Annotated in this window: 23 protein-coding genes and 1 pseudogene; 6 read left to right on the top strand and 18 right to left on the bottom strand. The window is 52.2% G+C overall.

The window, feature by feature from the left end; translation table 11 throughout:
- Positions 1 to 14 precede the first annotated feature (14 nt).
- From L971_RS04480 to L971_RS04500, 6 genes are all read right to left on the bottom strand, one after another.
- Entirely contained in the window at positions 15 to 1016 is a 1002-nt protein-coding gene (locus L971_RS04480) for a sensor histidine kinase KdpD (RefSeq protein WP_047374518.1), read from the bottom strand.
- A gap of 1 nt (position 1017) precedes the next feature.
- Positions 1018 to 1698, bottom strand: a complete 681-nt coding sequence (locus L971_RS04485; protein WP_047374520.1) for a response regulator transcription factor — start codon at positions 1696 to 1698, stop codon at positions 1018 to 1020.
- 96 nt (positions 1699 to 1794) lie between these two features.
- Positions 1795 to 2286, bottom strand: coding sequence for a hypothetical protein (locus L971_RS04490; protein ID WP_047374522.1), 492 nt, complete (start codon positions 2284 to 2286; stop codon positions 1795 to 1797).
- 34 nt (positions 2287 to 2320) lie between these two features.
- Positions 2321 to 2491 (bottom strand): hypothetical protein, encoded by a 171-nt coding sequence (locus L971_RS15030; RefSeq protein WP_156111491.1) that lies wholly within the window; start codon positions 2489 to 2491, stop codon positions 2321 to 2323.
- A gap of 109 nt (positions 2492 to 2600) precedes the next feature.
- A complete protein-coding gene (locus L971_RS04495; RefSeq protein WP_047374524.1) occupies positions 2601 to 3608 on the bottom strand; it encodes a tRNA-dihydrouridine synthase in 1008 nt (335 codons plus the stop codon).
- 95 nt (positions 3609 to 3703) lie between these two features.
- Entirely contained in the window at positions 3704 to 4306 is a 603-nt protein-coding gene (locus tag L971_RS04500) for a TetR/AcrR family transcriptional regulator (protein WP_047374526.1), read from the bottom strand.
- A 202-nt stretch (positions 4307 to 4508) separates the two neighbouring features.
- Between L971_RS04500 and L971_RS04505 the strand changes: the two genes are divergently transcribed.
- Entirely contained in the window at positions 4509 to 5468 is a 960-nt protein-coding gene (locus L971_RS04505; protein WP_034798973.1) for a DUF5692 family protein, read from the top strand.
- A 107-nt stretch (positions 5469 to 5575) separates the two neighbouring features.
- Here the strand turns inward: L971_RS04505 and L971_RS04510 are convergent, their stop codons facing one another.
- Complete coding sequence (locus tag L971_RS04510; protein WP_024370552.1) at positions 5576 to 5950, bottom strand: iron chaperone; 375 nt, start codon at positions 5948 to 5950, stop codon at positions 5576 to 5578.
- A gap of 230 nt (positions 5951 to 6180) precedes the next feature.
- Positions 6181 to 6654, bottom strand: coding sequence for a hypothetical protein (locus L971_RS04515; protein WP_024370553.1), 474 nt, complete (start codon positions 6652 to 6654; stop codon positions 6181 to 6183).
- Positions 6655 to 6918: 264 nt separating this feature from the next.
- On the opposite strand from L971_RS04515, the gene L971_RS04520 reads away from it, so the two are divergent.
- Entirely contained in the window at positions 6919 to 7107 is a 189-nt protein-coding gene (locus L971_RS04520; RefSeq protein WP_024370554.1) for an antitoxin VbhA family protein, read from the top strand.
- On the top strand, positions 7107 to 7826 hold the full coding sequence (locus L971_RS04525) for a Fic family protein (RefSeq protein ID WP_024370555.1): 720 nt from the start codon (positions 7107 to 7109) through the stop codon (positions 7824 to 7826). Before L971_RS04520 ends, L971_RS04525 begins: the two co-directional genes overlap by 1 nt.
- A gap of 96 nt (positions 7827 to 7922) precedes the next feature.
- On the opposite strand, the gene rlmD is transcribed toward L971_RS04525, so the two are convergent.
- The 5 genes and pseudogenes from rlmD to gatC form a co-directional block, all read right to left on the bottom strand.
- Positions 7923 to 9281, bottom strand: coding sequence for a 23S rRNA (uracil(1939)-C(5))-methyltransferase RlmD (gene rlmD / locus L971_RS04530; protein WP_047374528.1), 1359 nt, complete (start codon positions 9279 to 9281; stop codon positions 7923 to 7925).
- 94 nt (positions 9282 to 9375) lie between these two features.
- Positions 9376 to 10398, bottom strand: a pseudogene (locus L971_RS04535) (diacylglycerol kinase); the annotation flags it as partial.
- Between the two features lie 38 nt (positions 10399 to 10436).
- Positions 10437 to 11867, bottom strand: a complete 1431-nt coding sequence (gatB, locus tag L971_RS04540; RefSeq protein WP_047374530.1) for an Asp-tRNA(Asn)/Glu-tRNA(Gln) amidotransferase subunit GatB — start codon at positions 11865 to 11867, stop codon at positions 10437 to 10439.
- A gap of 12 nt (positions 11868 to 11879) precedes the next feature.
- Entirely contained in the window at positions 11880 to 13322 is a 1443-nt protein-coding gene (gatA, locus tag L971_RS04545) for an Asp-tRNA(Asn)/Glu-tRNA(Gln) amidotransferase subunit GatA (RefSeq protein ID WP_024370559.1), read from the bottom strand.
- 11 nt (positions 13323 to 13333) lie between these two features.
- Positions 13334 to 13624, bottom strand: coding sequence for an Asp-tRNA(Asn)/Glu-tRNA(Gln) amidotransferase subunit GatC (gene gatC, locus L971_RS04550; RefSeq protein ID WP_024370560.1), 291 nt, complete (start codon positions 13622 to 13624; stop codon positions 13334 to 13336).
- Between the two features lie 217 nt (positions 13625 to 13841).
- Between gatC and L971_RS04555 the strand changes: the two genes are divergently transcribed.
- Positions 13842 to 15545 carry a methyl-accepting chemotaxis protein gene (locus L971_RS04555; protein WP_024370561.1) on the top strand — a complete coding sequence of 568 codons (1704 nt, stop codon included), beginning with the start codon at positions 13842 to 13844 and terminating at the stop codon, positions 15543 to 15545.
- Positions 15546 to 15584: 39 nt separating this feature from the next.
- Here the strand turns inward: L971_RS04555 and L971_RS04560 are convergent, their stop codons facing one another.
- The 3 genes from L971_RS04560 to L971_RS04570 all read right to left on the bottom strand — a co-directional run bounded on the left by L971_RS04560 (position 15585) and on the right by L971_RS04570 (position 18420).
- On the bottom strand, positions 15585 to 16943 hold the full coding sequence (locus tag L971_RS04560) for a sodium:alanine symporter family protein (protein WP_047374534.1): 1359 nt from the start codon (positions 16941 to 16943) through the stop codon (positions 15585 to 15587).
- A gap of 223 nt (positions 16944 to 17166) precedes the next feature.
- The gene (gene bcp / locus L971_RS04565) at positions 17167 to 17604 is read right to left on the bottom strand and encodes a thioredoxin-dependent thiol peroxidase (protein WP_024370563.1); all 438 of its coding nucleotides are present in this window, start codon (positions 17602 to 17604) and stop codon (positions 17167 to 17169) included.
- A gap of 12 nt (positions 17605 to 17616) precedes the next feature.
- Positions 17617 to 18420 (bottom strand): hypothetical protein, encoded by an 804-nt coding sequence (locus L971_RS04570; protein WP_047374536.1) that lies wholly within the window; start codon positions 18418 to 18420, stop codon positions 17617 to 17619.
- A 170-nt stretch (positions 18421 to 18590) separates the two neighbouring features.
- Between L971_RS04570 and pruA the strand changes: the two genes are divergently transcribed.
- Together pruA and L971_RS04580 are read left to right on the top strand one after the other, a co-directional pair.
- Positions 18591 to 20135, top strand: a complete 1545-nt coding sequence (gene pruA, locus L971_RS04575) for an L-glutamate gamma-semialdehyde dehydrogenase (protein WP_047374541.1) — start codon at positions 18591 to 18593, stop codon at positions 20133 to 20135.
- A 53-nt stretch (positions 20136 to 20188) separates the two neighbouring features.
- Positions 20189 to 20560, top strand: a complete 372-nt coding sequence (locus L971_RS04580) for an iron chaperone (RefSeq protein WP_047374544.1) — start codon at positions 20189 to 20191, stop codon at positions 20558 to 20560.
- A 64-nt stretch (positions 20561 to 20624) separates the two neighbouring features.
- Here L971_RS04580 and L971_RS04585 read toward each other — a convergent pair whose 3' ends face one another.
- Together L971_RS04585 and L971_RS04590 are read right to left on the bottom strand one after the other, a co-directional pair.
- Positions 20625 to 21722: an HD-GYP domain-containing protein gene (locus tag L971_RS04585; protein ID WP_052200270.1), complete on the bottom strand. Its 1098-nt coding sequence runs from the start codon at positions 21720 to 21722 to the stop codon at positions 20625 to 20627.
- Positions 21712 to 23619: a GAF domain-containing hybrid sensor histidine kinase/response regulator gene (locus L971_RS04590; RefSeq protein ID WP_047374546.1), complete on the bottom strand. Its 1908-nt coding sequence runs from the start codon at positions 23617 to 23619 to the stop codon at positions 21712 to 21714. The genes L971_RS04585 and L971_RS04590 overlap by 11 nt, the downstream gene beginning before the upstream one ends.
- Positions 23620 to 23681: the final 62 nt, after the last annotated feature.

A 23681-nucleotide genomic window follows, 5' to 3' on the forward strand; every position in this document is an offset into this window, starting at 1 on the left:
TGTCACTTACACGATTAGACGATTGCTTTGTAGAATCGAATTTGAAACGCGGTCCCGACTCCACGTTCACTGCGGACAGTCAATTCACCTTGCTGGCTCGTGATGATACTGTGGGCCATGGCGAGCCCGATTCCGACACTGTCGTCACTCGCATTCACACCTTTATAAAAACGCTGGAAGATATACGGGACGTCTTGTTTGTCGATTCCGCTCCCCGTGTCGCGGATGATGATTTCCGTGTAGAGTGTGTTCTCACTGAACTCGATGAACAACTCCCCTTCTTCCGGTGTATGTTCGACGCAATTCTTCAAAATGTTGATGAGCGCCTCAATCGTCCACTTCAAATCACCTTCAAATGTGACGTCACGCTCACCCGTAATCTGAAGCCGCTGCATTTTTATATCGATCGGCACGAGCATCGGTTCCGTCACGGCTTGAACAAGTTCGGGGACGGACACCGGTTCCCGTTTAAAATGAATCGTCCCGGCATCGATTTTAGACAGCTTGAGGAGCGACGACACGAGCCACTCCATCCGCTCGAGCTGCACTTGCACGTTATGCGTGAACTCTTGACGCTTGTCATCTGACAGCCGCGGGTCACTGAGCAAGTCCGCCATGACCGTCATCGACGTGAGCGGCGTTTTCAGCTGATGAGAGATGTCGGAAATCGCATCCGTCAGTTTCTGCTTGTCTTCCTCGAGATGCGTCCCTTGCTCCGACAGCATCTTCGTCACTTTATAGATTTGGCTCTTCAACAGACTGAGCTCGCCTTCGCGGTTGTCGCGAACGTCGAGTTTATAGTTGCCGTTGCTAATCTCTTGGAGGTAGCTCGACAGCTGTTCGATTTCGCGATACCGCCACGTCGTGAACCGATATGTCACGGCGACGAATGCGATTGATAGGACGGCAACGAGGAGTGTGACCTCCATCGAAATGAACAGTGCCGCGCCCACAGCTAAACTAATAATCACAAAGAGACTCAGCAAATACATACGGATTTCTCGGTTTCGCAGCATCTTAGCCCTCCACCTTATAGCCGATCCCGCGGATTGTCTTAATCAACGTCGGGTGCTGCGGGTCGTCCTCAAGCTTTTCACGTAACCGTTTGATATAGACGGTCAACGTATTGTCATTCACAAAGTCCCCACCCACGTCCCACATCTGGTCGAGCAGCTGGGCCCGTGACAACACTTGTCCCGTATGTTTCCCAAAGATGAGCAATAACCGATATTCGAGCGCCGTCAACAAGATCTCGTGTCCGTCCTTTTTGACTTTGGCGTCTTGCGGATTGATTTCGACCGACCCGATTGTCAGAATTGGCGAACTGGCCTGCTTATTGTAGCGACGCAGTACCGAGTGGATCCGTGAGATAAGCTCACGGACCCGGAACGGTTTCGTGATGTAATCATCCGCGCCCATGTCGAGTCCCATGACGACATTGACTTCGTCATCAAACGCCGTCAAAAAAATGACGGGCGTATCGTGTTTTTGCTTCACGAGCCGACACAAGTCATAGCCGCTCCCATCCGGCAACGACAAATCAAAGAGGTACAGGTCGATTGTATGTAACTGTTGGTCAATCAAACGTGTCGCGTCGGCCACGTTTTGACATAACGTCGTCGTGAATTGTTCTTGTTCAAGCGAATATTGGAGTCCGGACGCGATCGTCCGGTCGTCTTCAACGATTAAAATGTGCATGGTGTTCCCTCCTGACTCTTCTTCTCATAATATAGCAGTCTTTTTCAAGTGAGGAGACAAAACAAAAAACCGAACGAAAGTACTCGTTCGGTCAGATTATGCTTTTGTCACCCGAAGGCACTCCGGTCGTTCAAATCCGACGTCCCCTAAAAATCGCAACGAATCAATCGTCAACTCGTCGCGTGTGATCGTCTTGACGCTTGGTTCCGTCTGTTCATCGACCCATACTTTCCAAATCTCAACCTCATCCGCTGTCTGCAAGTGGTTGGTTATATACTCGACAAGCTGTTCGGCTCTCGAGTCGGAATAGCGCCAGCGCAATTCAACGACGTGCAGTTTTGAAGAATACGCCTCGACGTTCTCCACGTCATAATAGAGATCTCGCTTCATCTCAATCTCGTCGAGCTGCTCTTCCGACTCGACGTTCATCAAAATCTTCTCATCACGATCGAGGTCCTCGTCGCCTGTGAGCATCTCAGGCAAAATGACACCTTTTTTGATGGCCTCGTTGATTGATAAGAACTCGATATATGGATTTTCAACTTCTTGTAATGGTTGTGTACTCGTTATAAATTGAAATTCACTCAAGTGGAAACCTCCTCATGTTTTAATCAATGGGGCGTCATCGTTTCATCGCACGGATGGAGATCAGCAGTCCAATCCAATATCCGATGATTGAACCGATGACGATGCCATATACAGACGGAAAATCGAATAATAAAGAGATGACCAACCCGCCAGCCGTTCCAAACACAAGACCAAGCCCGACCGCTGATTCACGCCATTCATTCATGTTCATCCTCCCCTTCCATTCATTTCATACGCATCGAATTCAATACATGTTTCATTTTTCCATCGTCCCATATAAAAAGGACCCAGCATCTGCTGAATCCCATCATCCCTTATTCGACTGTCAACGCCGCCTCGGCGAGTGCCGCTTCTTCTTTATGGTAGTTCTCAACGAACGCATCGAGATGTGCCCGCACTTCATCCGTCGATTTCGTATCCATGAGCTTCACACGGAGGTCGCTCGCCCCGCGGAACCCTTTCACGTAAATCTTGAAGAAACGATGCAAGTTCGAAATCGAACGTGGCACCTCTTCTTGGAACTTGTCCTGCAAATCGAGTTGGAGACGAAGCAAGTCGAGGTGTTCTTCCATCGAGTGCTCGCGTGGCTCTTTTTCGAACGCGAACGGGTTCTTGAAGATCCCACGGCCGATCATGACGCCGTCGACGCCATACTTCTCGACGAGTTCTAATCCCATCTGGCGGTCGAGAATGTCGCCGTTAATCGTGATGAGCGTATCTGGTGCGATTTCGTCGCGCAGTTTCACGATGTCTGGGATCATCTCCCAATGCGCGTCGACTTTACTCATTTCGTTGCGTGTGCGCAAGTGAATCGACAAGTTGGCGATATCTTGCTTTAAGAGATGCGTCAACCAGTCGCGCCACTCGTCGAGCTTTGCAAAGCCGAGTCGTGTCTTGACGCTGACCGGGATGCCGCCGGCTTTCGCCGCTTGAATGAGTTCCGCCGCGACGTCAGGACGGAGGATAAGTCCGCTCCCTTTCCCGCGTTTGGCGACGTTCGGCACCGGGCAACCCATATTGATGTCGAGCCCTTTATAGCCCATCTCGGCCATACCGATGCTCATCTCACGGAAGTAGTCCGGGTTGTCTCCCCATATGTGGGCGACGATCGGCTGCTCATCCTCGGTGAACGTCAACCGTCCGCGCAGACTGCCTTTCCCTTCCGGATGGCAGTAGCTGTCCGAGTTAGCGAACTCGGTGAAGAACACGTCAGGACGTCCCGCGTGGGCAACGACGTGGCGGAAGACGACATCGGTGACGTCTTCCATCGGGGCAAGTATAAAGAATGGACGCGGCAAATCGCGCCAGAAGTTTTCGTTCATGTCAAATCATTCCCTTTCCTATCTGGTCCAACAAATCACTTTATCCATTCTATTATGTTCGACCGGTTGTATCAACTGACAATACTTTAAGAATCTCAACGCTGATCATTTTGGATGATCTTAAAGAAGTGCGTAAACCCGTCCTGTAGTAAATACTCCAGTACCCGATTCGTATGAACCGATTCGACAACTTGAACATTCAACAACGTTTGGAGCACCATCCCATCGATGGCCGCCATCGTCCACGCGGCGACCGCTCGTGTTGAGGGACCATGCTCGACGCCGTATGCCCGCACGAAGATGGCTTCCACCCGACTGATCCAATCCTCGTACTTTTGCTTGAACTTGAGTTGTAGTTCCTCGTTCCCGAGCATCGCCTCATGGGCCAAGTAAAACTGTAATCGATTCTCCGCATCTTTTTTTAATCGGTCCTGCATCCCAGCAAAAATTTCTTGAATGATTTCTTTCACTTCTTTTTGATCTTCAAGAGACACGGTCGCGATCCGGCGAATCTCTCCTAGCCCTTCATCCATCACATCGTACAGAATTGCTTCTTTCGAACTGTAATAATGATAGATGGCACCCGTACTCAGACCCGCTCGCTTGGCAATCCCCCGAAGCGTCGTTCCTTGAATCCCGTGTTCGACGATCGTCGCTCGCGCCGCCTCTAATATTTTTTGCTTTCCTTCGTTCATCATCTGCTCGACGCTCCTCACACAATAATGGCTAATTATATCATAATGATTTGACGGATTTATGACATGTCACTGTGACGTCCCAAACTCGATTGACAACGCTTTCTTAAGTTTGTTACACTTTTCACATAAACATAACGAACGTTCGGTATGTTTTAGAAATCATTTTTTCCACTACACTTTAGAAATGAAAGGGGCGTTACGTATGTTCTTCTTTGAATCGATTCCTTGGTACAACGTCGCGATGTGGTTCGTCGTGTTCGGCTTGTTGATCGGGTTGAATGAAATCGTCCGGTCTAGTAAAAAAGCGAGTATCTTCATGTTTATGGTCGTACCGATTGCCTTGACCCCGATTTGGGTCTTCACCGCCGACCCTGAGATCACCTCATGGTTCCATTGGGTGAAAGTGTATTCGGCATTAGCCGGTAGTTTGATTTATATGGTCATCCGCTTCACGGATTATCATAAGAAACATCCGTGGTACCTGATCCTCGTGCCTGGAATTTTAGCGCTCAACATCGCCGAGGCCGTCGTCCGGGAGTTCCAAGTCGGCATCATGGGGTTTGAAGGAATGGTCGACGGGATGGAATACATCTCGGGCGGCTGGAACTATGTGAACGCCGTCGCCGGGATCTTGAACTTGCTCCTCATCTGTGGCTGGGTCGGCATCTTCGCCACATCAGGTAAGAAGAAAGACATGCTTTGGCCGGACCAAACGAAGCTATGGATTGTCGCGTACGGCATTTGGAATATCGCTTACGTCTATTCATGCGCACCGGGCAACGCGTTCTACTCAGGCTTTGCTTTGAACATCGCCGCGACGGTCCCTGTTCTTCTTTGGGCGAAAGGGACATGGATGCAAAACCGTGCCCAAACGCTATCGTTTTGGATGATGTGGGTCATGACGTTCCCTTACTTCTTCGCCGTCGGCAGCACGTTTAACGTCAGCGTGTCGTATAATCCGGCAGCGAACTGGACCCTTGCCCTTGTTAGTCTAGCACTGAACGTCGTCCTCGCCGTCTGGCAAGTGACACGGATCGTCAAATACAAACTCAATCCGTTGAAAGACGAGTTGTGGAAAGATACGAACGAGTATAAAGAAATCAACGCGATGCGTGAAGATGCAGTTCCTGAACGGGAAACCGCGATCGGTAAAGTGTTGTAAACAAAAGACGGGCCTCAATGCCCGTCTTTTTGCATGTTTTCGCGTAGTTCTCTAGTAACTTCAACCGACTTCGATCTCGTGGGCAGGAAATAAAGCCGATATCTCGGTCACTCTTTATTTTTTACGGCGTCACCGTTCATCTCACTCACTCTAAACTCAACTATCCTCTTTATTAATTCGAAAGGAATCGGTTTATCAATCGGAAACTGAACAGAACCTTTTGCACTTTTGTAGTCGGATAACTCATCTTTGAAAGCGTCGATGCCTGCTGGAGTTGGATAAAATCCAATATGATTTTTATATGCTGCAAAGTGCACCAAATTACCTTTTAAATAATACGTGGGCATTTGGTAACTCATCTTTTCTTCTGCCTCAGGGGAGATGTCTTTTACTAACTTCCTCAGCGTCTGGAGGATTGCTTGAACCTCAACAGGAAATTGTAAAATGTATTCATCTACAGTTGTCATTTTAGTCTGTTTCATCATTTACACGATCTCCTCATATCCTGTTTTTGACCAACCCTTCCTTGCTGCTTCTACTGGTGCGCCTTACGTTGACTGACAGCGTGCGACAAAACCAGGTTATAGAGATTTGTCGCTCCTATAGGAATCAAATACCCGTCTGCCGGATGTTTCCAAAAACGTATTGTCTTTCGCACACAGAAGTTGATTACCTCGCTTCAGTCTCATTTCTACTTCGGCCATCCAATCCATCAGCGCCCTCCCTCGAGTATTGTTTCCACATCTTGAATGAACCGTTCGACTTCCCGCTCAATCAATTCAGCCAACTGCTCCGGCTCATCAAAATCGGGAGAAGATGTCAATGCGCGCTCAAGAATGGCATCTAGATTTTCATCGTTATGGAAGCCTTGTACTGTTTGAAACGTGGTCGCGTACTGTTCCGACAGTGTCCTATTGCGAGCGGACAACCACACCTCAAAGCACCCTGTACCATGGAGATAGACAACTGCGATTTTAAGCCCTCTCTCTTTCAAAGACGATGTGTTTACCGATACGTAAGACATATCCATATAGCCTGGGTACAGACCGCTCACCTCGTATCCACTCTTCATGAAACGAGATCGCAGGTGCCCTAGAAATTCAAGGATACCTCGATACGCGAGCGGCATGTCTCCTTGTTTGACGGTCGACGTATATGCTTGAATCAACTCAGTCAATGGTTTCAAACCGAGTGCCCTCCTTCGCTGATCAATTTTATAACCCGCCCCCTTCTCCATATGACGTTCAATCGTTATCTTATTCCCTTGTTCACGCTGAATGATTGTTATTCTTTTCAGACATTCGTCAATTGAAACACAGCACTTTCTTCACAAAGCCTCGTCCGCTGCCTTCGAGTTCATACTAATCGCGAGAAGTTGCACACGATTTTATAGTTCGTCGTGTATGATATAATTACTAATAAGTTAATCGAAGTGAAAAGGGTGAAAAAAATGGATCAGAACTCATATATCGAACGTCAAAAACAAGTAAAATTTGCAGTTGGTATGGCCGCAATCGATGGGGGAAAACCAAGTCCTTTTACACAAAAATTGCTGGAGCGATATGAAGATGGCGAAATCACTTCAGCCCAGTTTAAGCAAGCCATTATGGAGAAGTACACGAAAGCACGTCAATCCTAATGGATCCTTACGTATACCCCAACACGAGTGTGCTTATAAATAAGCTTGGGATTACTGACGAACAACAACTGATTACTGTTGAAGCACAGCTCATCATTGCAAACATATTAGAAGTAGAGTCATTCATTTCGGAAGTGGATTTCGATAGTTATCATTCTTTGCAACAACTCCATCGACATCTATTTAATGAACTGTATGAGTGGGCCGGTGAATTTCGTTCAATCAATATTTATAAACATGAGCGAATTTTGGACGGTTTGTCTGTGATCTATAGTGATTCTAAGCATATTCGAACAAATTTAGAGTCTATTTTTGATTGGCAACAAGAAATCAAATGGGAGCATAAAAATATACGCCTCCCTGTCTATTTCGCTAAGCTAATGACAGACTTGTGGCGGGTCCATCCTTTCCGTGAAGGGAACACCCGCACTGTTTCTGTTTTTATGAAACTTTTTGCTCAACATCATAATTTGCCTTTTAATGCAGAACTGCTTTCCAATAATGCCGGTTACCTTAGAAATGCACTTGTCATGGCTGCCATCAACGAAGCTCCAGACCCGAGCTATTTACACAGAATTATAAATGACGCTTTGGCCACTGATGTCTCTAACAAGTTGGCAGAGAACGATTCCTCTCCCGAAAAATATCGCACAATTGGATCGTACAACGTTTCTAACTATGAAGAGAAGCCGTTCTCTACAGACTACGATGAATCGTGAGTTCTAGCCCAAAGATTATAAAGGCGCTTTAATTATTAAGGCAATAAAATAGCCCTTAGCTGAACCGTATGAAAACGGAAAAGCTAAGGGTTTTTATTATACTTTTTCCATCCACGCCACCGTCTCGACATGCGCCGTATGCGGGAACATGTCGACTGGTGTCACTTCGACGAGGCGGTAGCCACGGTCGGCGAGGTAACGCATATCGCGCGCTTGCGTCGCGACGTTACACGACACGTAGACGATCCGCTTCGGACTCATCTCGACCATCGTCTCGAGGAACGACTCGGCACAGCCTTTCCGCGGTGGGTCGACGACGATGACGTCCGGGTTGATGCCATCTTTCTTCCACTGTGGCAACACATCTTCCGCCGCACCACACGCGTACGTCACGTTATCGATCTCATTGACGAGCGCGTTCTGTTTCGCGTCCTCGATCGCTTCCGGTACGACTTCGACGCCGTACACGTGCGCCGCTTTCCGCGCGAGAAACAGACTGATCGTCCCGATGCCGCAATAGGCGTCGACGACTTGCTCGGTCCCGGTCAATTGCGCGTATTCGAGCGCCTTGCCGTACAATTTCTCCGTCTGGACCGGGTTGACTTGGAAGAACGAGTGCGGGGAAATCGTGAACGTCAGTCCGCCGATCTTGTCCTCGATTGTCTCATGACCGTACAAGAGTTTGTTCGTCGATCCTAAGATGACGTTCGTCTTGTCCGGGTTGACGTTTTGCATGATCGACGTCACGTCCGGGAGACGCTTCAAGATGTCGGCGACGATCTCGTTCACGCCTTTGATTTTCGTCGTCTTCGTGATGAGGACGATCATCAGTTCACCCGAATGGTATCCATAACGGGCCATAACGTGGCGGATGACACCGCGCCCTGTCTTCTCATCATACGCCGGCACATCGTGTGCCGCGAGCACGTCGCGGACGACTTGGACGGCCTCGTCATTGCGCTCGTCTTGGATGAGGCATTCCTTCATCTCGACGATATCGTGCGAACGCGGACGATAGAATCCGGCGACGAGGCGACCGGCCTCGTCTTTGAACGGCACTTGTGCCTTGTTGCGGTATCGCCACGGTTCCGGCATGCCAATCGTCTCGTGGACAGGCACATCGAATTGGCCAAGTCGCTTCAACGCATCGACGACACGGTCCCGTTTTTGGCGGAGCTGGCCGTCATAGCTGAAGTGTTGGAGCTGACAACCCCCACATTGATAAAAGATCGGGCACGGCGGCTCGACGCGGTCCGCGCTCGCTTGTTTCACATCGATCAAGCGGGCGAACCCGTACTGTTTGTTCGTCTTCGTCACGACGATCTCGACCGTCTCCCCTGGGAGCGCGTTCGGGACGAACAACGTATAGCCGTCGACGCGCGCCACACCTGCCCCTTCGTGGGTGAGGTCGTGGATGTCGACGTCGAGACGGTCATTCTTTTTCACTGGTAGCATGTGCCTCTCCTTTCTTGAATCAAAATTCCTGTATATACCGTTTACCCGTTCGAGGCGAACGAAAAGCTCGACGTGTGCGCCACGCCGAGCCGACTCATTCTGCTTTCTCGATTGACACGTTGAACAGCTGTTTGATCATCTGTTCGCGCTCATATTGGGCGTTCAGTTCTTCCATCTCGCGAATGCGCGCGTTCGGTGCAAGCACCGTCAAGTGACGGAACAAGTTGCGCATCTCGCCGGTGCATTCCCCGCCGTACTCGCCGTCGATGTTGAGGCTCATCGACTCCGTCGTCTTCATCTTGACGTGGCTCGTCTTGAAATGTTCGACGAGCGGGCTCGTCAAGTGCTCGCCACGGAGCAACAAACGGACGACATGGATGAACTCGAACAAGTTACATTTCCGTAAGATGAACAAGTCGAACAAGCCATCGTTCAATGACGCGTGCGGTGAGATTTTCTCAAATCCGCCGACCGAGTTCGAGTTCGACGTGAGGAAAATCATCACCTCGCCGCTGAACGTCCCTTCGTCATGTTCGAGCTCGATGTACGTCGGTTTGATGAGCGGCAGCTTCTCCATCCCTTTGACGTAGTAAGCGAGCTGTCCGAGTGCCGTCTTCAACTTCGATGGCACCTCATAAGACAACTCCGTCATGATGCCGCCGCCGGCGATGTTGATGAAGTAATGGATGTCGCCCTTCTCGCCTGCGATCTCCCCGAGGTCGACCGGCATCTCGAACCCGTCGCAGATGACGTCGAGCGCGCCGACGACGCTGAGCGGGATCCGCATCGCCCGGGCGAAGTCGTTCGTCGTCCCGACCGGAATGAGCCCGATCGTCGGACGCGTCTCAAGCGGTGCGAGGCCCGAGATGACCTCGTTCAACGTACCGTCCCCGCCGGCTGCGATAATCAAATCAAACTCGGCCGCGGCGGCCCGAACGGCCTCGAGCGTCGCGTCACCGATCGCTTTCGTCGCGTACGTCGACGTCTCATAACCCGCATCCTCTAAGCGGTTCAAGATGTACGGGAGTTCCCGTTTGATCACTTCTTTTCCTGATGTCGGGTTATAGATGACCCGCGCACGTTTCCGTTGCATATTGATTCTCTCCCTTTGCTCATGTCGAGCGAAAAGCGAGACACAAGTGCCTCGCCGCTTCGTTAGCGTTTGGCAATCTCTTCGTGGAACAAGCCATCGAGGAGTGCCGGGTTCGCCATCCCTTTCGTCTGTTTCATAATTTGGCCGATGATGAAGCCTTTCGCCCGGTCTTTCCCGTTCTTAAAGTCTTCAATCATTTGTGGGTGCGCTTCGAACAACTCGAGGATGTAGCCGCGAAGCAAGTTCTCGTCCGAGATTTGGGCGAGACCATTCGCTTCGACATACGCTTTCGGTTCGGCGCCTTCCTCGAGCATCGCTGTGAACACGCGTTTGGCGATCTTCGAAGAAATTGTACCGTCTCCGATCAAACGAATCAACTCCGCGAGCGCGCCCGGCGTCAGCTTCATCGTCTCAATCGTCTCATCCGATTTGTTCAAATGCCCGAGCACTTCGCCCATGAGCCAGTTCGCCGCGGCTTTCGGCTCGGCACCAGCGGCCGTCGTCGCCTCGAAGAAGTCCGAGAACTCGCGTGTCGACGTGAGCGCCTTCACGTCATACGCCGACAAGCCGTAGTTGTCCATGTACCGCTCGCGACGCGCGGCCGGCATTTCCGGAAGTGTCGCCCGGATGCGTTCTTTCCACGCTTCGTCGATCTCGAGACGGACGAGGTCCGGCTCTGGGAAGTAACGATAGTCGGCCGCGCCTTCTTTGACACGCATGAGGATCGTCTTCTTCGCCGCCTCATCGAAGCGAAGCGTCTCTTGACGCATAACGCCGCCCGTGATGAGGAGCTTGCGATGACGCTCTTCTTCGTAGTCGAGCGCCTTCAACACGTTCGAGAACGAGTTCAAGTTTTTGAGCTCCGTCTTCGTGCCGAACGGCTCTTGTCCGAACGGTCGGACCGAGATGTTGCAGTCGCAACGGAGCGACCCTTCTTCCATCTTGACGTCCGAGACGCCGGCGAACGAGAGCACTTCTTTCAAACGCTCGAGGTACGCGACCGCGTCTTTCGGCGAGCGCATGTCCGCCTCACTGACGATCTCGATGAGCGGTGAGCCCGTCCGGTTGAAGTCGACGACCGAGTGCTTCTCGCCCGTATGGTTCATCTTCCCGGCGTCTTCTTCTAAATGGACGCGCTCGATGCGGAACCGTTTCATCTCGCCGTCGACTTCGACGTCGACGTGACCGTTAAAGCCGATCGGCTGGTCGAACTGCGAGATTTGGTACGCTTTCGGCGTGTCCGGATAGAAGTAGTTCTTGCGGTCGAACTTCGTGTCGGTCGCGACTTCACAGTTCAGTGCCATCGCGGCCTTGATAGCGAGGTTGACCGCCTCTTCGTTCAATTTAGGCAAAACGCCCGGGTGTCCGAGACAAATCGGACACGTCTGTGTATTCGTTTCGGCACCGTACGTGCGCGAGCAGCCACACCAAATCTTCGACTTCGTGCTCAGCTCGGCGTGCACCTCGATCCCGATGATCGTTTCAAAGTTCATCGTCCGTCCTCCTTAAAGCTGTGGCATTTTGAAACCGCCGTTTGCTTGTTCGAAAGCATGGGCCACGCGGTAGAGTGTTGGTTCACTGTAATGGTTCCCGATGATTTGAAGACCGACCGGGAGTCCTTCTGACAAGCCGGCCGGGACCGAGATGGCCGGGACGCCCGCCAAGTTGACCGGGATCGTCATGATGTCGTTGGCGTACATCGTGAGCGGGTCTTCAAGCTGGTCACCGAGTTTGAACGCCGTCGTCGGTGCCGTCGGTCCGATGATCGCATCGTACTTCTCGAACACTTTCGCGAAGTCTTGCTTCATGAGCGTGCGGACTTGTTGCGACTTCTTGTAGAACGCATCGTAGTATCCAGAGCTAAGAGCGTACGTTCCGAGCATGATGCGGCGTTTCACTTCTTCCCCGAACCCTTGCTCACGCGAATACGTGAACACTTCTTCGAGCGCGTCGGCTTCGGCGCGGCGTCCGTAACGGATGCCGTCGAAGCGAGCGAGGTTCGAAGACGCTTCAGACGAAGCGAGCAAGTAGTACGTCGGGAGCGCATATTTCACCGTCGGAAGCGAGACCGTCTCGACCGTCGCACCGAGCGACTTGAGCGTCTCGATCGCTTGTTCGATCTGTTTGCGGACACCGTCCGAGACACCTTCTGCCATGAATTCTTTAGGCAAAGCGAGCTTCAAGCCTTTGATATCGCCGTGAAGCGACTTCGTGTAGTCTGGGAGGTCGACCGTCGATGACGTCGAGTCCATCTCGCAATGTCCGGCGATCGCGTTCAACAAGTAGGCGTTGTCTTCGACGCTGCGCGTGAGCGGACCGATCTGGTCGAGCGACGAGGCGAACGCGACGAGACCGTAACGTGAGACGAGACCGTACGTCGGCTTCATGCCGACGACACCGCAATACGCGGCCGGTTGACGAATCGAACCGCCCGTATCCGAACCGAGGCTAAAGAGCACTTGGCCGGCTGCGACCGTCGCCGCCGAACCGCCTGACGAACCACCTGGTACGCGGGTTGTGTCCCATGGATTGCGAACGACTTTGAACGCCGAGTTCTCGTTCGATGAGCCCATCGCGAACTCGTCCATGTTGAGCTTCCCGATCGTGACGGCACCGGCGTCATGAAGACGCTCGACGACCGTCGCGTCATGGGCCGGTACGAAGTTCTCGAGGAACTTCGAGGCACACGTCGTGCGTGTCCCTTTCGTGACGATGTTGTCTTTGACGCCGATCGGCAACCCGAAGAGCGGATTGTCCGCTGTCTTCGCGAGGTCGTCCATCCGTTTCGCCTGCTCGAACGCATCTTCGTTGAGCGTTAAAAACGCACCGACTTTCTCATCTGTGCGCTCGATTTGATCGAACGACTCTTTGACGAGGTCCGTCACCGAGACCTCGCCTTCTTTTAATAAGGTATGTAGCTTCGCTACACCGTGGTCGAATAAACTCATGTGGGGCCTCCTTATTCAAAGACGGCTGGGACGCGGACTTGACCGTTTTCCCAATCAGGCGCCATCCGTTCGACTTCCTCGCGCGGAAGCGACGGGCGGACCTCGTCTTTGCGTAGTACGTTTTTCAAATCTAGGGCATGGGTCGTCGGGATGACGCCCGTCGTATCAAGCTCATCGAGTTGCTCAGCGAACTCGAGAATTTTTGTCAATTGCTCCGTGAAGTGCGTCACTTCATCATCAGTGATCGCCAGTCGGGCGAGCCCGGCGACGTGCCGTACTTCATCTTCTGTGATTCGAGTCAATCTTCACACCTCCAACATGTTTTCATACATCGCTCCTTATCATACCACTATTTCATAAGACAAAAAAGAAAATCCAATCCGGCAAAAATCAGCTTCATTTTTTACAAACATGGGAAATCTGACCCGAACATTGACTCGTTTCCAAAAACGGCTATTCGATGAACGGCCCAATCTCCTTATGCTTAAAGAGAAGACTGTACATATGGGGAGGATCACTATGTCAATCCGGAATAAACTGATTGCCGCGTTCACCGTCTTGCTCGTCTTGTTGCTCGGCGTGAGCGGTTATGCGTTGTACGCCTTGAACGCCTCGAAGGCCGCACAAGAAGACATGACCGTGTCGTGGGTGCCAGGCATGGACCAGATTCATCAAGTCGACAAACAGTTGCTCGAGATACGGCGCCATTTGATTCGACACGCTCTCGTCGAGGACGAAGTGACGAAACAGAACGTCGAGCGCGACGTCGAGACGGGCGTCACGATTTTAAAGCAACGGATGAGCGGCTATGAATCGACGATCATCACACAAGCTGACCAAGAACTGTTCGACCAGGCCGAGGCGCAGTGGACGACATTCCAAGCGAACATCGCCGAACTATTGCGCATCTCAAACGAGGAAGGCCAAACTGAGGCCGAGGCTTATATCCGCGACACGGCGACGCCGAGTGCGGATGCGCTGTCGAACACGCTCGGCCTTCTCGTCAACTTGAACCGTGACGCCATCATCTCCGACACGGAACAAGGCGAGGCGCTGTTTGAACAAGTACAGCTCACGCTCATCGTCATCCTAGCCGCCGCTGCCATTTTCACCGTGCTCATGATGCTGTTCATCTTCCGCTCGATCTTCGAACCGTTAAACGAGTTCAAAGTGAAGATGCGTGAACTCGCGACGAGCGAAGGCGACTTGACGACGGCGATTCCGGTGAAACGCCGTGACGAGTTCTCAGGGCTCGCGCGTGACTTTAACCAATTCATCGCCAATTTGAGACAGCTCATCTTGCAAGTGAACGATGTCTCCCGCGGCGTGGCGGCCCAATCGGCGAACACGTATGAAGAGCTGAAAGCGCTCGACACGTACATGACGACGACGGCGGCGACGACCGAGGATTTGACGGCCGGTATGCAACAGACGGCCGCGAGCGCCCAAGAGATGAACGCGTCGGCCTCGGACATGGAACGGACGCTCCATCACATCGTGTCGATGGCTGCGGAACGGAAAGACGAGGCGAAGCGTGTCGACGCCCGCGCGGTCGCCTTGCGCGGCCATGCCGTCGAGGCGAAATCGTCCGCCCTCGACGTGCTCGATTCGACCCGGCACCGATTAGAACGGGCGATGCAAGACGCCAAGGCGGTACGCGAGATCGCGACGCTCACGAACGACATTTTAGACATCGCCGCCCAGACGAACTTGTTGTCTTTGAACGCCTCGATCGAAGCGGCCCGGGCCGGGGAGGCAGGACGCGGATTCGCCGTCGTCGCCGACGAGATTCGTAAGCTCGCCGAGACGAGCCGGACGACCGTCGAGCGCATCCAAGCGATCTCGGCGACCGTGCTCCAATCGGTCGACCATTTGAACGAGACATCGAGCGAGATGCTCACGTTCCTCGACACGAACGTCGTCAAAGACTACGACCAGCTCGAAGAAGCGGCTGAACAGTACAGCGAGGATGCGGGACGGTTCGAGACGACCGCTTCCGAGTTCGCGGACGCCGCCGCTGAGCTTGAACAGTTGACGTCGAACATGATCTCCGTCATCCAGGACGTCGCCGTCACGGTGAACAACGGGGCCCTCGGCACGCAAGACATCGCTGAGAAAGTGACGCTCTCGGTCGATCGATTCGGTGAATTGAACCGGGCGACCGAGATGTCGCAACAAAAGATGGACGAGTTGAACGAACTGATCGGCCAGTTCAAAGTATAACGACAAGGACGCACTCCCAAATGGGAATGCGTCCTTTTGTCATGCGGCTTGCTGTTTTTCTTTCTTCATTTCAAGTTCAAACCGTTTCGTCTCCGCGACGACGACACCGGACAAGAACAACAACCCGATCAAGTTCGGGATCGCCATCAATCCGTTGAACACGTCCGAGATGGCCCAGATGAGGTTCAAGTTCGTCGTCATGGCGCCTAGTCCGGCGACAATGATGTACATGACTCGGTAAGGTACGATCGACCGCTCACCGAATAAGTAATAAATCGACCGTTCTCCGTAATAACACCAACCGATCACAGTCGAGAAGGCGAAGAAGACGAGCGAGACGGTAACGATCAGTTCCCCGACCGGGCCGAGGAAGTAAGCGAACGACGCTTGCGTCAACTCGATCCCTTGAAGACCGCTCGCGTATTGACCGCTCATGACAATCGTCAAGCCGGTGATCGAGCAGACAATCAGTGTATCGATCAATACTTGCGTCATCGAGACGAGCGCTTGTCGTCCCGGGAAATCGGTCTTCGCGGCAGCCGCCGCAATCGGTGCCGAACCGAGACCGGCCTCGTTCGAGAACACCCCGCGGGCGACCCCGTATCGAATCGCGGCACCGAGCGCCCCGCCGCCGATCGCTTCGGCGCTGAACGTGCTCTCGAAGATGGTCGCGAACGCTGACGGGATCAACTCCGCGTTCATGACGAGAATGGTGAGACCCCCGCCGACGTAGGCGAAAATCATGATCGGCACGAACACGCCGACGACTTTCCCGATCGACTTCACGCCGCCAAGAATGACGAACGCCGTCAGCACCATGAGCGCAATCCCTGTCACGAGCATCGGTACGCCGAACGACGTGTTGAGCGCGAGACTGATCGAATTCGTTTGGACGCCGTTTCCGATGCCGAACGCCGCGATGGCCGCGAAAAAGGCGAACGTCATGCCGAGCCAACGTTTTTTCAAACCGTGTTCCAAGTAATACATCGGTCCGCCGGCAATCTCACCCCGCTCATCGACGACGCGATATTTGACGGCGAGAATCGCCTCGGCATATTTCGTCGCCATGCCGATAAACCCAGACAACCACATCCAGACGATGGCGCCTGGTCCACCAAGGACGACCGCCGTGGCGACGCCGACCATGTTCCCGGTCCCGACCGTCGCGGCGAGCGCGGTCATGAGCGCTTGGAAATGGGTGATGTCCCCCCGTTGCTTCTTCTGTTCATCTTTCGTCTTGGGGGTAAACGCTTCTCTCAAGCCGAACCCAAGTCTTGTCACTTGGATGAAGCCGAGCCGGACGGTCAAAAAGATCCCCGTCCCGATCAATAAAATAAGTAAGTGTGGACCCCAGATAAGGTCCGATAACGCTGTCAACCAGTTCTCAAATTGTGCCATCTGTTCGTTCCCCCTATGTAGTGCCGTTGCCCTTCCCATTTTTCAGAACATTCACATACTCGTCAAGTTCTCCCCGCGTCAAATCGGTCGATTACAGCGTAAACAACTTGTCACAAACCGTCTCAGGCGTTCATATACATACGATCACACCGTGCTGAATTGACATCAAATTGTAAACGTCACGCACAAAAAAACGGCCTCCTTTTCAAGAGACCGCCCATCCTTATGAGGTGATGGCCGCGACGACCTCGTCGACGTGCCCTTTCACTTTGACGCTCCGCCATTCTTGTTCGATATAGCCGTCCTCGTTGATGAGGAACGTCGAACGGACGATGCCGTAATACTCTTTCCCGTAATTCTTCTTCAGTTGCCAGACGCCGTAAAGCTCCGACACTTCATGGTCAGCGTCGACGAGCAAGTCGAACGGGAGCTCATGCTTGTTGATGAAGTTTTGATGCTTCTTCTGACTGTCGGCCGAGATGCCGATGACGACGGCACCTTCGAGCTTCGGCATCGCGTCGCGGAAATCGCACGCCTCGGTCGTGCAGCCCGGTGTCGCGTCTTTCGGATAGAAGTACAACACGACTTTTTGGCCGCGGTACTGTTCAAGCGAGATCATGTCGCCGTTTTGGTTCGGTAACGTGAATGTCGGTGCTAACATGTGAATGCCTCCTCAGCCGAACGACGGGTCGACGAGTCGCTCGTCATAGCCGTCGATCGCTTGTTCTAGTTTTTGTTTGAGCGGTTCGAGCACTTCCAAATAGTCGACCGGGTCTTCGGTCGCGGCCGCCTCGCGCAAGCCGTCTTCATTCTCATCATACCACTTCACGTACGCTTCGAAGTACTCGACCATCACTTGTTGGTTCTCCGGGACGGTGAGCGTCTCCGACAGCAACAAGAACACGTTGTTGTCGGCCTCGAGCGCGACGTAGTCGGTCTGGGCGTTGACGCGGTCGTAGATTGGTCCGGCCTCATCTTCCGGTACGTCGGCGAGACGGGCGTTCGCCTCCGGATTGACGCCGTATTCGTTCGCCTCGATGCCTGTCAACAGTTCTCCGACCTCGCCGATCACGTCAACCGGGAGCACCGCCGGGGTGACGACGAGCTTCCAATCATCGCCGTCTTTGATGGCGACTTTCGCCAATCGGTTCGGTAGCTCGTTCCCGTCCCCGTCTTCCATCTCATGGACGATATAGGCGACGTCGCCGGTCACGTTCACCCAGCCTTCGTAAATGTCACCGGGCGAAAGATCTCGCGCCACCGCTCCCGTCGCCGGGATATCGGTCCGTTCGCCGGCGTAGTCGACCGCGGCGAGCGCTTCGGCGTCCCCTGCTTCAAGTGCCTGTTGATACGATGTATAGACGGTCTCGACCGCTTCCGGGAGCGGGCGTTTCGCTTCCTCGGCCGGTTGCTCTTCCTCGTTGCCGCACGCGCCGAGCATCATGACGAGCACGAGCGGAATCATCCACTTCTTCATTTAATCATCCTTTCCCGTTACTTCTCTTGTCCTCATCCTACCATGACTCGATTTCGAGCGAAAACGACACGCTTTTCTGGAAAATTGTTTCACTAGGATTTCGGCTAATTTTCCGATACAATACAGACGTAAGCGCTTAACCGCATAATCACTTTTAAGGGGGAACGAGAATGATTCCATACAAACATGAACCATTCACAGACTTTACAAACAAAGAGAACGCCTCAGCCATCCAAGCGGCGATTGAGAAAGTGAACGGTGAGCTCGGGAAAGACTATCCGCTCGTCATCGGTGGGGAAAAAGTGACGACGGACGACAAGATCACGTCTTATAACCCGGCAAACAAAGAAGAGGTCATCGGCCGCGTCTCGAAAGCGAACCAAGAACTCGCAGAGCGCGCGATGCAAGAAGCACTCACAGCGTTTGACACGTGGCGCCACGTCGACCCAGCCGTCCGTGCCGACGTCTTGTTCAAAGCGGCGAACATTGTCCGTAAACGCAAGCATGAATTCTCGGCTTATCTCGTGAAGGAAGCGGGCAAACCGTGGAACGAGGCGGACGCGGATACGGCGGAAGCGATTGACTTCATGGAATACTATGCGCGTCAAATGCTCGAGCTCAAACCAGGTAAAAAGGTCGAGAGCCGTCCGGGCGAATACAACCGCTATGACTACATCCCACTCGGGGTCGGGATCGTCATCAGCCCATGGAATTTCCCGTTCGCGATCATGGCAGGGACAGCCGTCGCGGCCATCGTTGCCGGTAACACGATCCTCTTGAAGCCAGCTTCAACGACACCGATCGTCGCCGCGAAATTCGTCGAGGTGATGGAAGAGGCAGGTCTTCCGAAAGGCGTCCTCAACTTCATCCCAGGACCAGGCGCTGAAGTCGGTGACTACCTCGTCGACCATCCGAAAACACGCTTCATCAGCTTCACCGGTTCACGCGACGTCGGCTTGCGCATCAACGAGCGCGCCTCGAAGTTGAACGACGGCCAAATCTGGCTCAAACGCGTCATCGCCGAGATGGGCGGAAAAGACACGATCGTCGTCGACGAGTCAGCAGACCTCGAGCTCGCGGCCCAGTCGATCGTCAAGTCGGCGTTCGGCTTCTCAGGACAGAAATGTTCAGCTTGTTCACGTGCCGTCATCGTCGACAGCGTGTACGACACAGTGCTCGACCGCGTCGTCGAGTTGACGAACGAACTCTCGGTCGGAAACACAGAGAAGAACGAACACTTCATGGGACCGGTCATCGATGCGTCAGCGTTCAAGAAGATCACGTCGTACTTCGATGTCGCCAAAGAAGAAGGACGCATCCTCACGGGTGGTAAAGCGGACGACTCGACAGGATACTTCGTCGAACCGACTGTCGTCGCAGACGTCGACCCGAAAGCACGCCTCATGCAAGAAGAGATTTTCGGACCGATCGTCGCGCTCACAAAAGCAAGCGACTTCAAACAAGCGATCGACATCGCCAACAACACCGAGTACGGTTTGACAGGTGCCGTCCTCACGCGTGACCGCTCGAACCAAGAGTACGCGCGTCAGAACTTCCACGTCGGAAACTTGTACTTCAACCGTGGCTGCACAGGCGCCATCGTTGGCTACCAACCGTTCGGCGGCTTTAACATGTCAGGTACGGACTCGAAAGCAGGCGGACCGGATTACATCCAGCTCCACATGCAAGCGAAAACGACATCTGAGACGTTTTAATCATCAAGTCCGGCTCATCATGAGCCGGGCTTGTTTTATAAGGAGGACTATTCATGGAAACGTTCGATGACTTTTTAGCAACGATTGACGACCCGGAGCGACGCGCCAAGCTGGACGACGTGTTCGACTGGATACGCCAGACGTTCCCCCATCTCGAGGAGCGCATCGCCTGGAACCAACCGATGTTCACTGACCACGGGACGTTCATCATCGCCTTCAGCGTCGCCAAAGCCCATTTCGCGGTCGCCCCGGAAGCGGTCGCACTCGAACAGTTCGCCGATCGCATCAAAGACGCCGGCTATACACAGACGAAACAGTTATTTCGCATCAAATGGAATCAAGCTGTCGACTATGGTTTATTGAACGACATCATCACCTTCAATATACAAGACAAGGCTGACCATACATCGTTTTGGCGGACATGAACGATCGTAAAGATAAACTAAAAGGTTCGGCACCTCGTGAGGGGCCGAACCTTGTTTGCCTCTATTAAATGATAAGGAGAGGTTGAGTGTTACAATCTACTCGCCCCGCTTCATAGATTGAATCAAAGACGGTGGAGAAAAGCCGGTCGTGAGTCAAGAATAAATCAAACAAATATGGATCAAACGTGCCTTTCATTTGACACATCATCTCCAATGCTTCCAGGTGCGTGTATGCTGGTTTGTATGGTCGTAAAGTCCTCAGGGCATCATACACATCGACGATACTTACAATTCTCGCCGCAAGCGGAATCGCTTCTTTCGATAAACCATGGACATAGCCTTGTCCATCCCATGTCTCGTGATGATACAATGCGATGTCCATAGCCATCTGGATAAAGGAGTTTTCCGGAAACTGCAGATGTAGCTCACCAAGCACTTCTCCCCCTACTCGAACATGTTCTCTCATGAGAAGCCATTCGTCTTCGGTCAACTTGCCCTCCTTCAACAAGATCGCATCAGGGACGGCAATCTTTCCAATATCATGTAGCGGTGCAGCCAAGCGAATCGCTTCGACAAACATCGAATTTACTTGTGACCCCGGTTCCTTTTGAACAATCCCAGCCAAACTTGTCGCAAGCGCTTGGACTCTTTCGATATGATTACCCGTGTCATTGTCACGCAATCCAGATAGTCGAAGCAATGTTTTAACTAGACCTTCTTGATACTCTTGTAACTGTTTTTCTTTTTCTTCGAGATTGTAAGAAAATTGTTCACGTTCATTCACGTTTTTTAATTGAGCGTTTAGACGCAGTAACACCTCTTCTGGGTGAATCGGCTTTGTAATGTAATCTTGCCCACCGGCTTCGAATGCTCGTACTTTATCGTATGACTCGGTCAGTGCACTTAAAAATATAACAGGGATGTTCGGATTATATCGTCTCCGGAGTATCTCACATACTTCATAGCCATCCATGTCTGGCATCATAATATCTAATAAAATCAAATCAGGCTCTATCTGTTCCATCGCCTGTAGCATAAACTTACCATTTGGATAGACGCGCACATGGTAATCGGCTTGACTCAAAATATCATAGAGTAAACGCAAGTTGGCAGGCGTATCATCAACGACAAAAATTGTTCTCTTTTTTGTTTCAATCAGCACGATCAGCTCCTAATTCTCGTTGCAAATGACGACTTGCCAACTCATAGTCAAACCGATCGAGTGCATCCCAAATGACCTGTAAGTGAGGGGCCTTTTGCTGATAGGTTTGTACAAATCGCTCGATCGTTTCAACATCTCCTTCTTGAACCGCTTTGTGGACGTTTCGCAACATGTCGTGGGAATCGACGACGATATCCCCTCTATGACGATACATCGCATCAAACAATTGCTTTGGATGAAACGGCTTCGAGACGAATGCGCACGCCCCTGAAGCGAAAGCTCGTTGACGGTCCTCTTCGAAAGCGTTCGCCGAGATGAAGATGATCGGCGGACAATCATCACGCTGTTTGAGTTCCGCAGCCACATCCGCCCCGTTCCCATCTGGCAATCTCATATCTAATAAAATCATATCGTACCGCTCAGTCGCCGTCCGTTCGAGTGCACGTTTACCAGAAGCAGTCATACTGACGCTACAACCGGCCGCTTCGAGCAGTTCCTGTAAAATGTCTTGTTGCGCAGGCGTGTCTTCTACGACGAGGACGTGCATGTCGGCAAACCGCACGTCCGTCCATTCTTCAAAATCGCGAGCAGCTTGTGCGGCGCCTTCCTCTACCTCCACCGGCAAGGTAAAGACGAAGCGACTGCCGCGTCCAAGTTCGCTCTCTACTTGAAGGTCCCCGCCGAGCAATGTCGCGTATTGCTTGCTAATCGGCAGCCCTAACCCTGTTCCTTGATGCTGGTCGGTATATTTTTTTTGGTAAAACGGTTCGAATAACAATTCGAGTTCTTGCCCATCCACGCCTCGTCCCGTGTCAGTGACCGTAAAGCGAAGTTCACCTGCAGAAACGGAAAGTTCGACCCGCACCGTCCCTTGATCGGTAAACTTCAACGCGTTTTGAATCAAATTGATCAAAATTTGTTTTACTTTCGTCGGATCGCTCGTGACGTGTTCGGGAATTTGTTGTTCCATCTCGACCGTCAACGCGACACCTTTTTGTTGTGCCATCATGTCAAACGTACGATAAACTTCTCGCATCATCACCGGCAGGGAGAAGGTTTGCTTCACCACTCGTACATAGCCGGATTCGATTTTGGACATATCTAAAATCTCATTGATGAGCGTCAACAAGTGTTCGCCGTTCTGAAGAATGTCATCGATTCGCCGCTCACTTTTCTGATCGACTCCACTACGTTTCAGTAAATGAGAAAAGCCAAGAATCGCATTCAGCGGAGTCCGAATCTCGTGGCTCATGTTTGAAAGAAATTCACTTTTGGCGATGTTCGCCCGCTCCGCCTCTTGTTTTGCCGCGATGAGTTGTTGATAAATTGTTTCGCGCTGCGCTTCGATCCGGTGTCGTTCGACTGCTCCGAGAAGAGCGTTACTAAAATCTTTTAGTACCCGTTGTTCATGGGTCGAGTACGTCCGCTCCTGCATCACCGAATCAAACCCAACGAAACCATGGCACGCGTTGCCGCTCATCATCGGAACCGTTAAAAGACTTTGGATATGCTGAGGCTCAAGAATTTGCCGAATCCCGCTGTCGATCGGCAACGCATGTACTTGAGGAATATACATCGGCTCCCCTTTCATGTGCGTCTCCACCCATTCGGGTAACGCCTCTAGAGGGACATTTTGCAAATTATCCAACTCGGCTGAGACCCCTGGCGCACACCATTCAAACGTGTTGTGGCAAAGTCCCTCGTCGAAATCATAATCAAACACATAGACGCGGTCCGTTTGAAAATGACGTCCGAGCTCCTCCAATGAATGATTCACCCGGTCGGAGAAGTCTTCCAACGAAGTCGTCAAAAAGCGGTTCAGTAGAAGCGAGACTAAATGATGCAATTCTTCTTGTTTTCGTAGCTCTTCTTCCAGGGCGATAACGATTTTCCTCATCCGGATCCCTCCACCATTCTTATATACATAAGTATCGGCTATACGAGAGGAATAATTGAGTC

The organism is Exiguobacterium sp. ZOR0005 (assembly GCF_000798975.1).
Classification (GTDB): Bacteria; Bacillota; Bacilli; order Exiguobacteriales; family Exiguobacteriaceae; genus Exiguobacterium; species Exiguobacterium aurantiacum.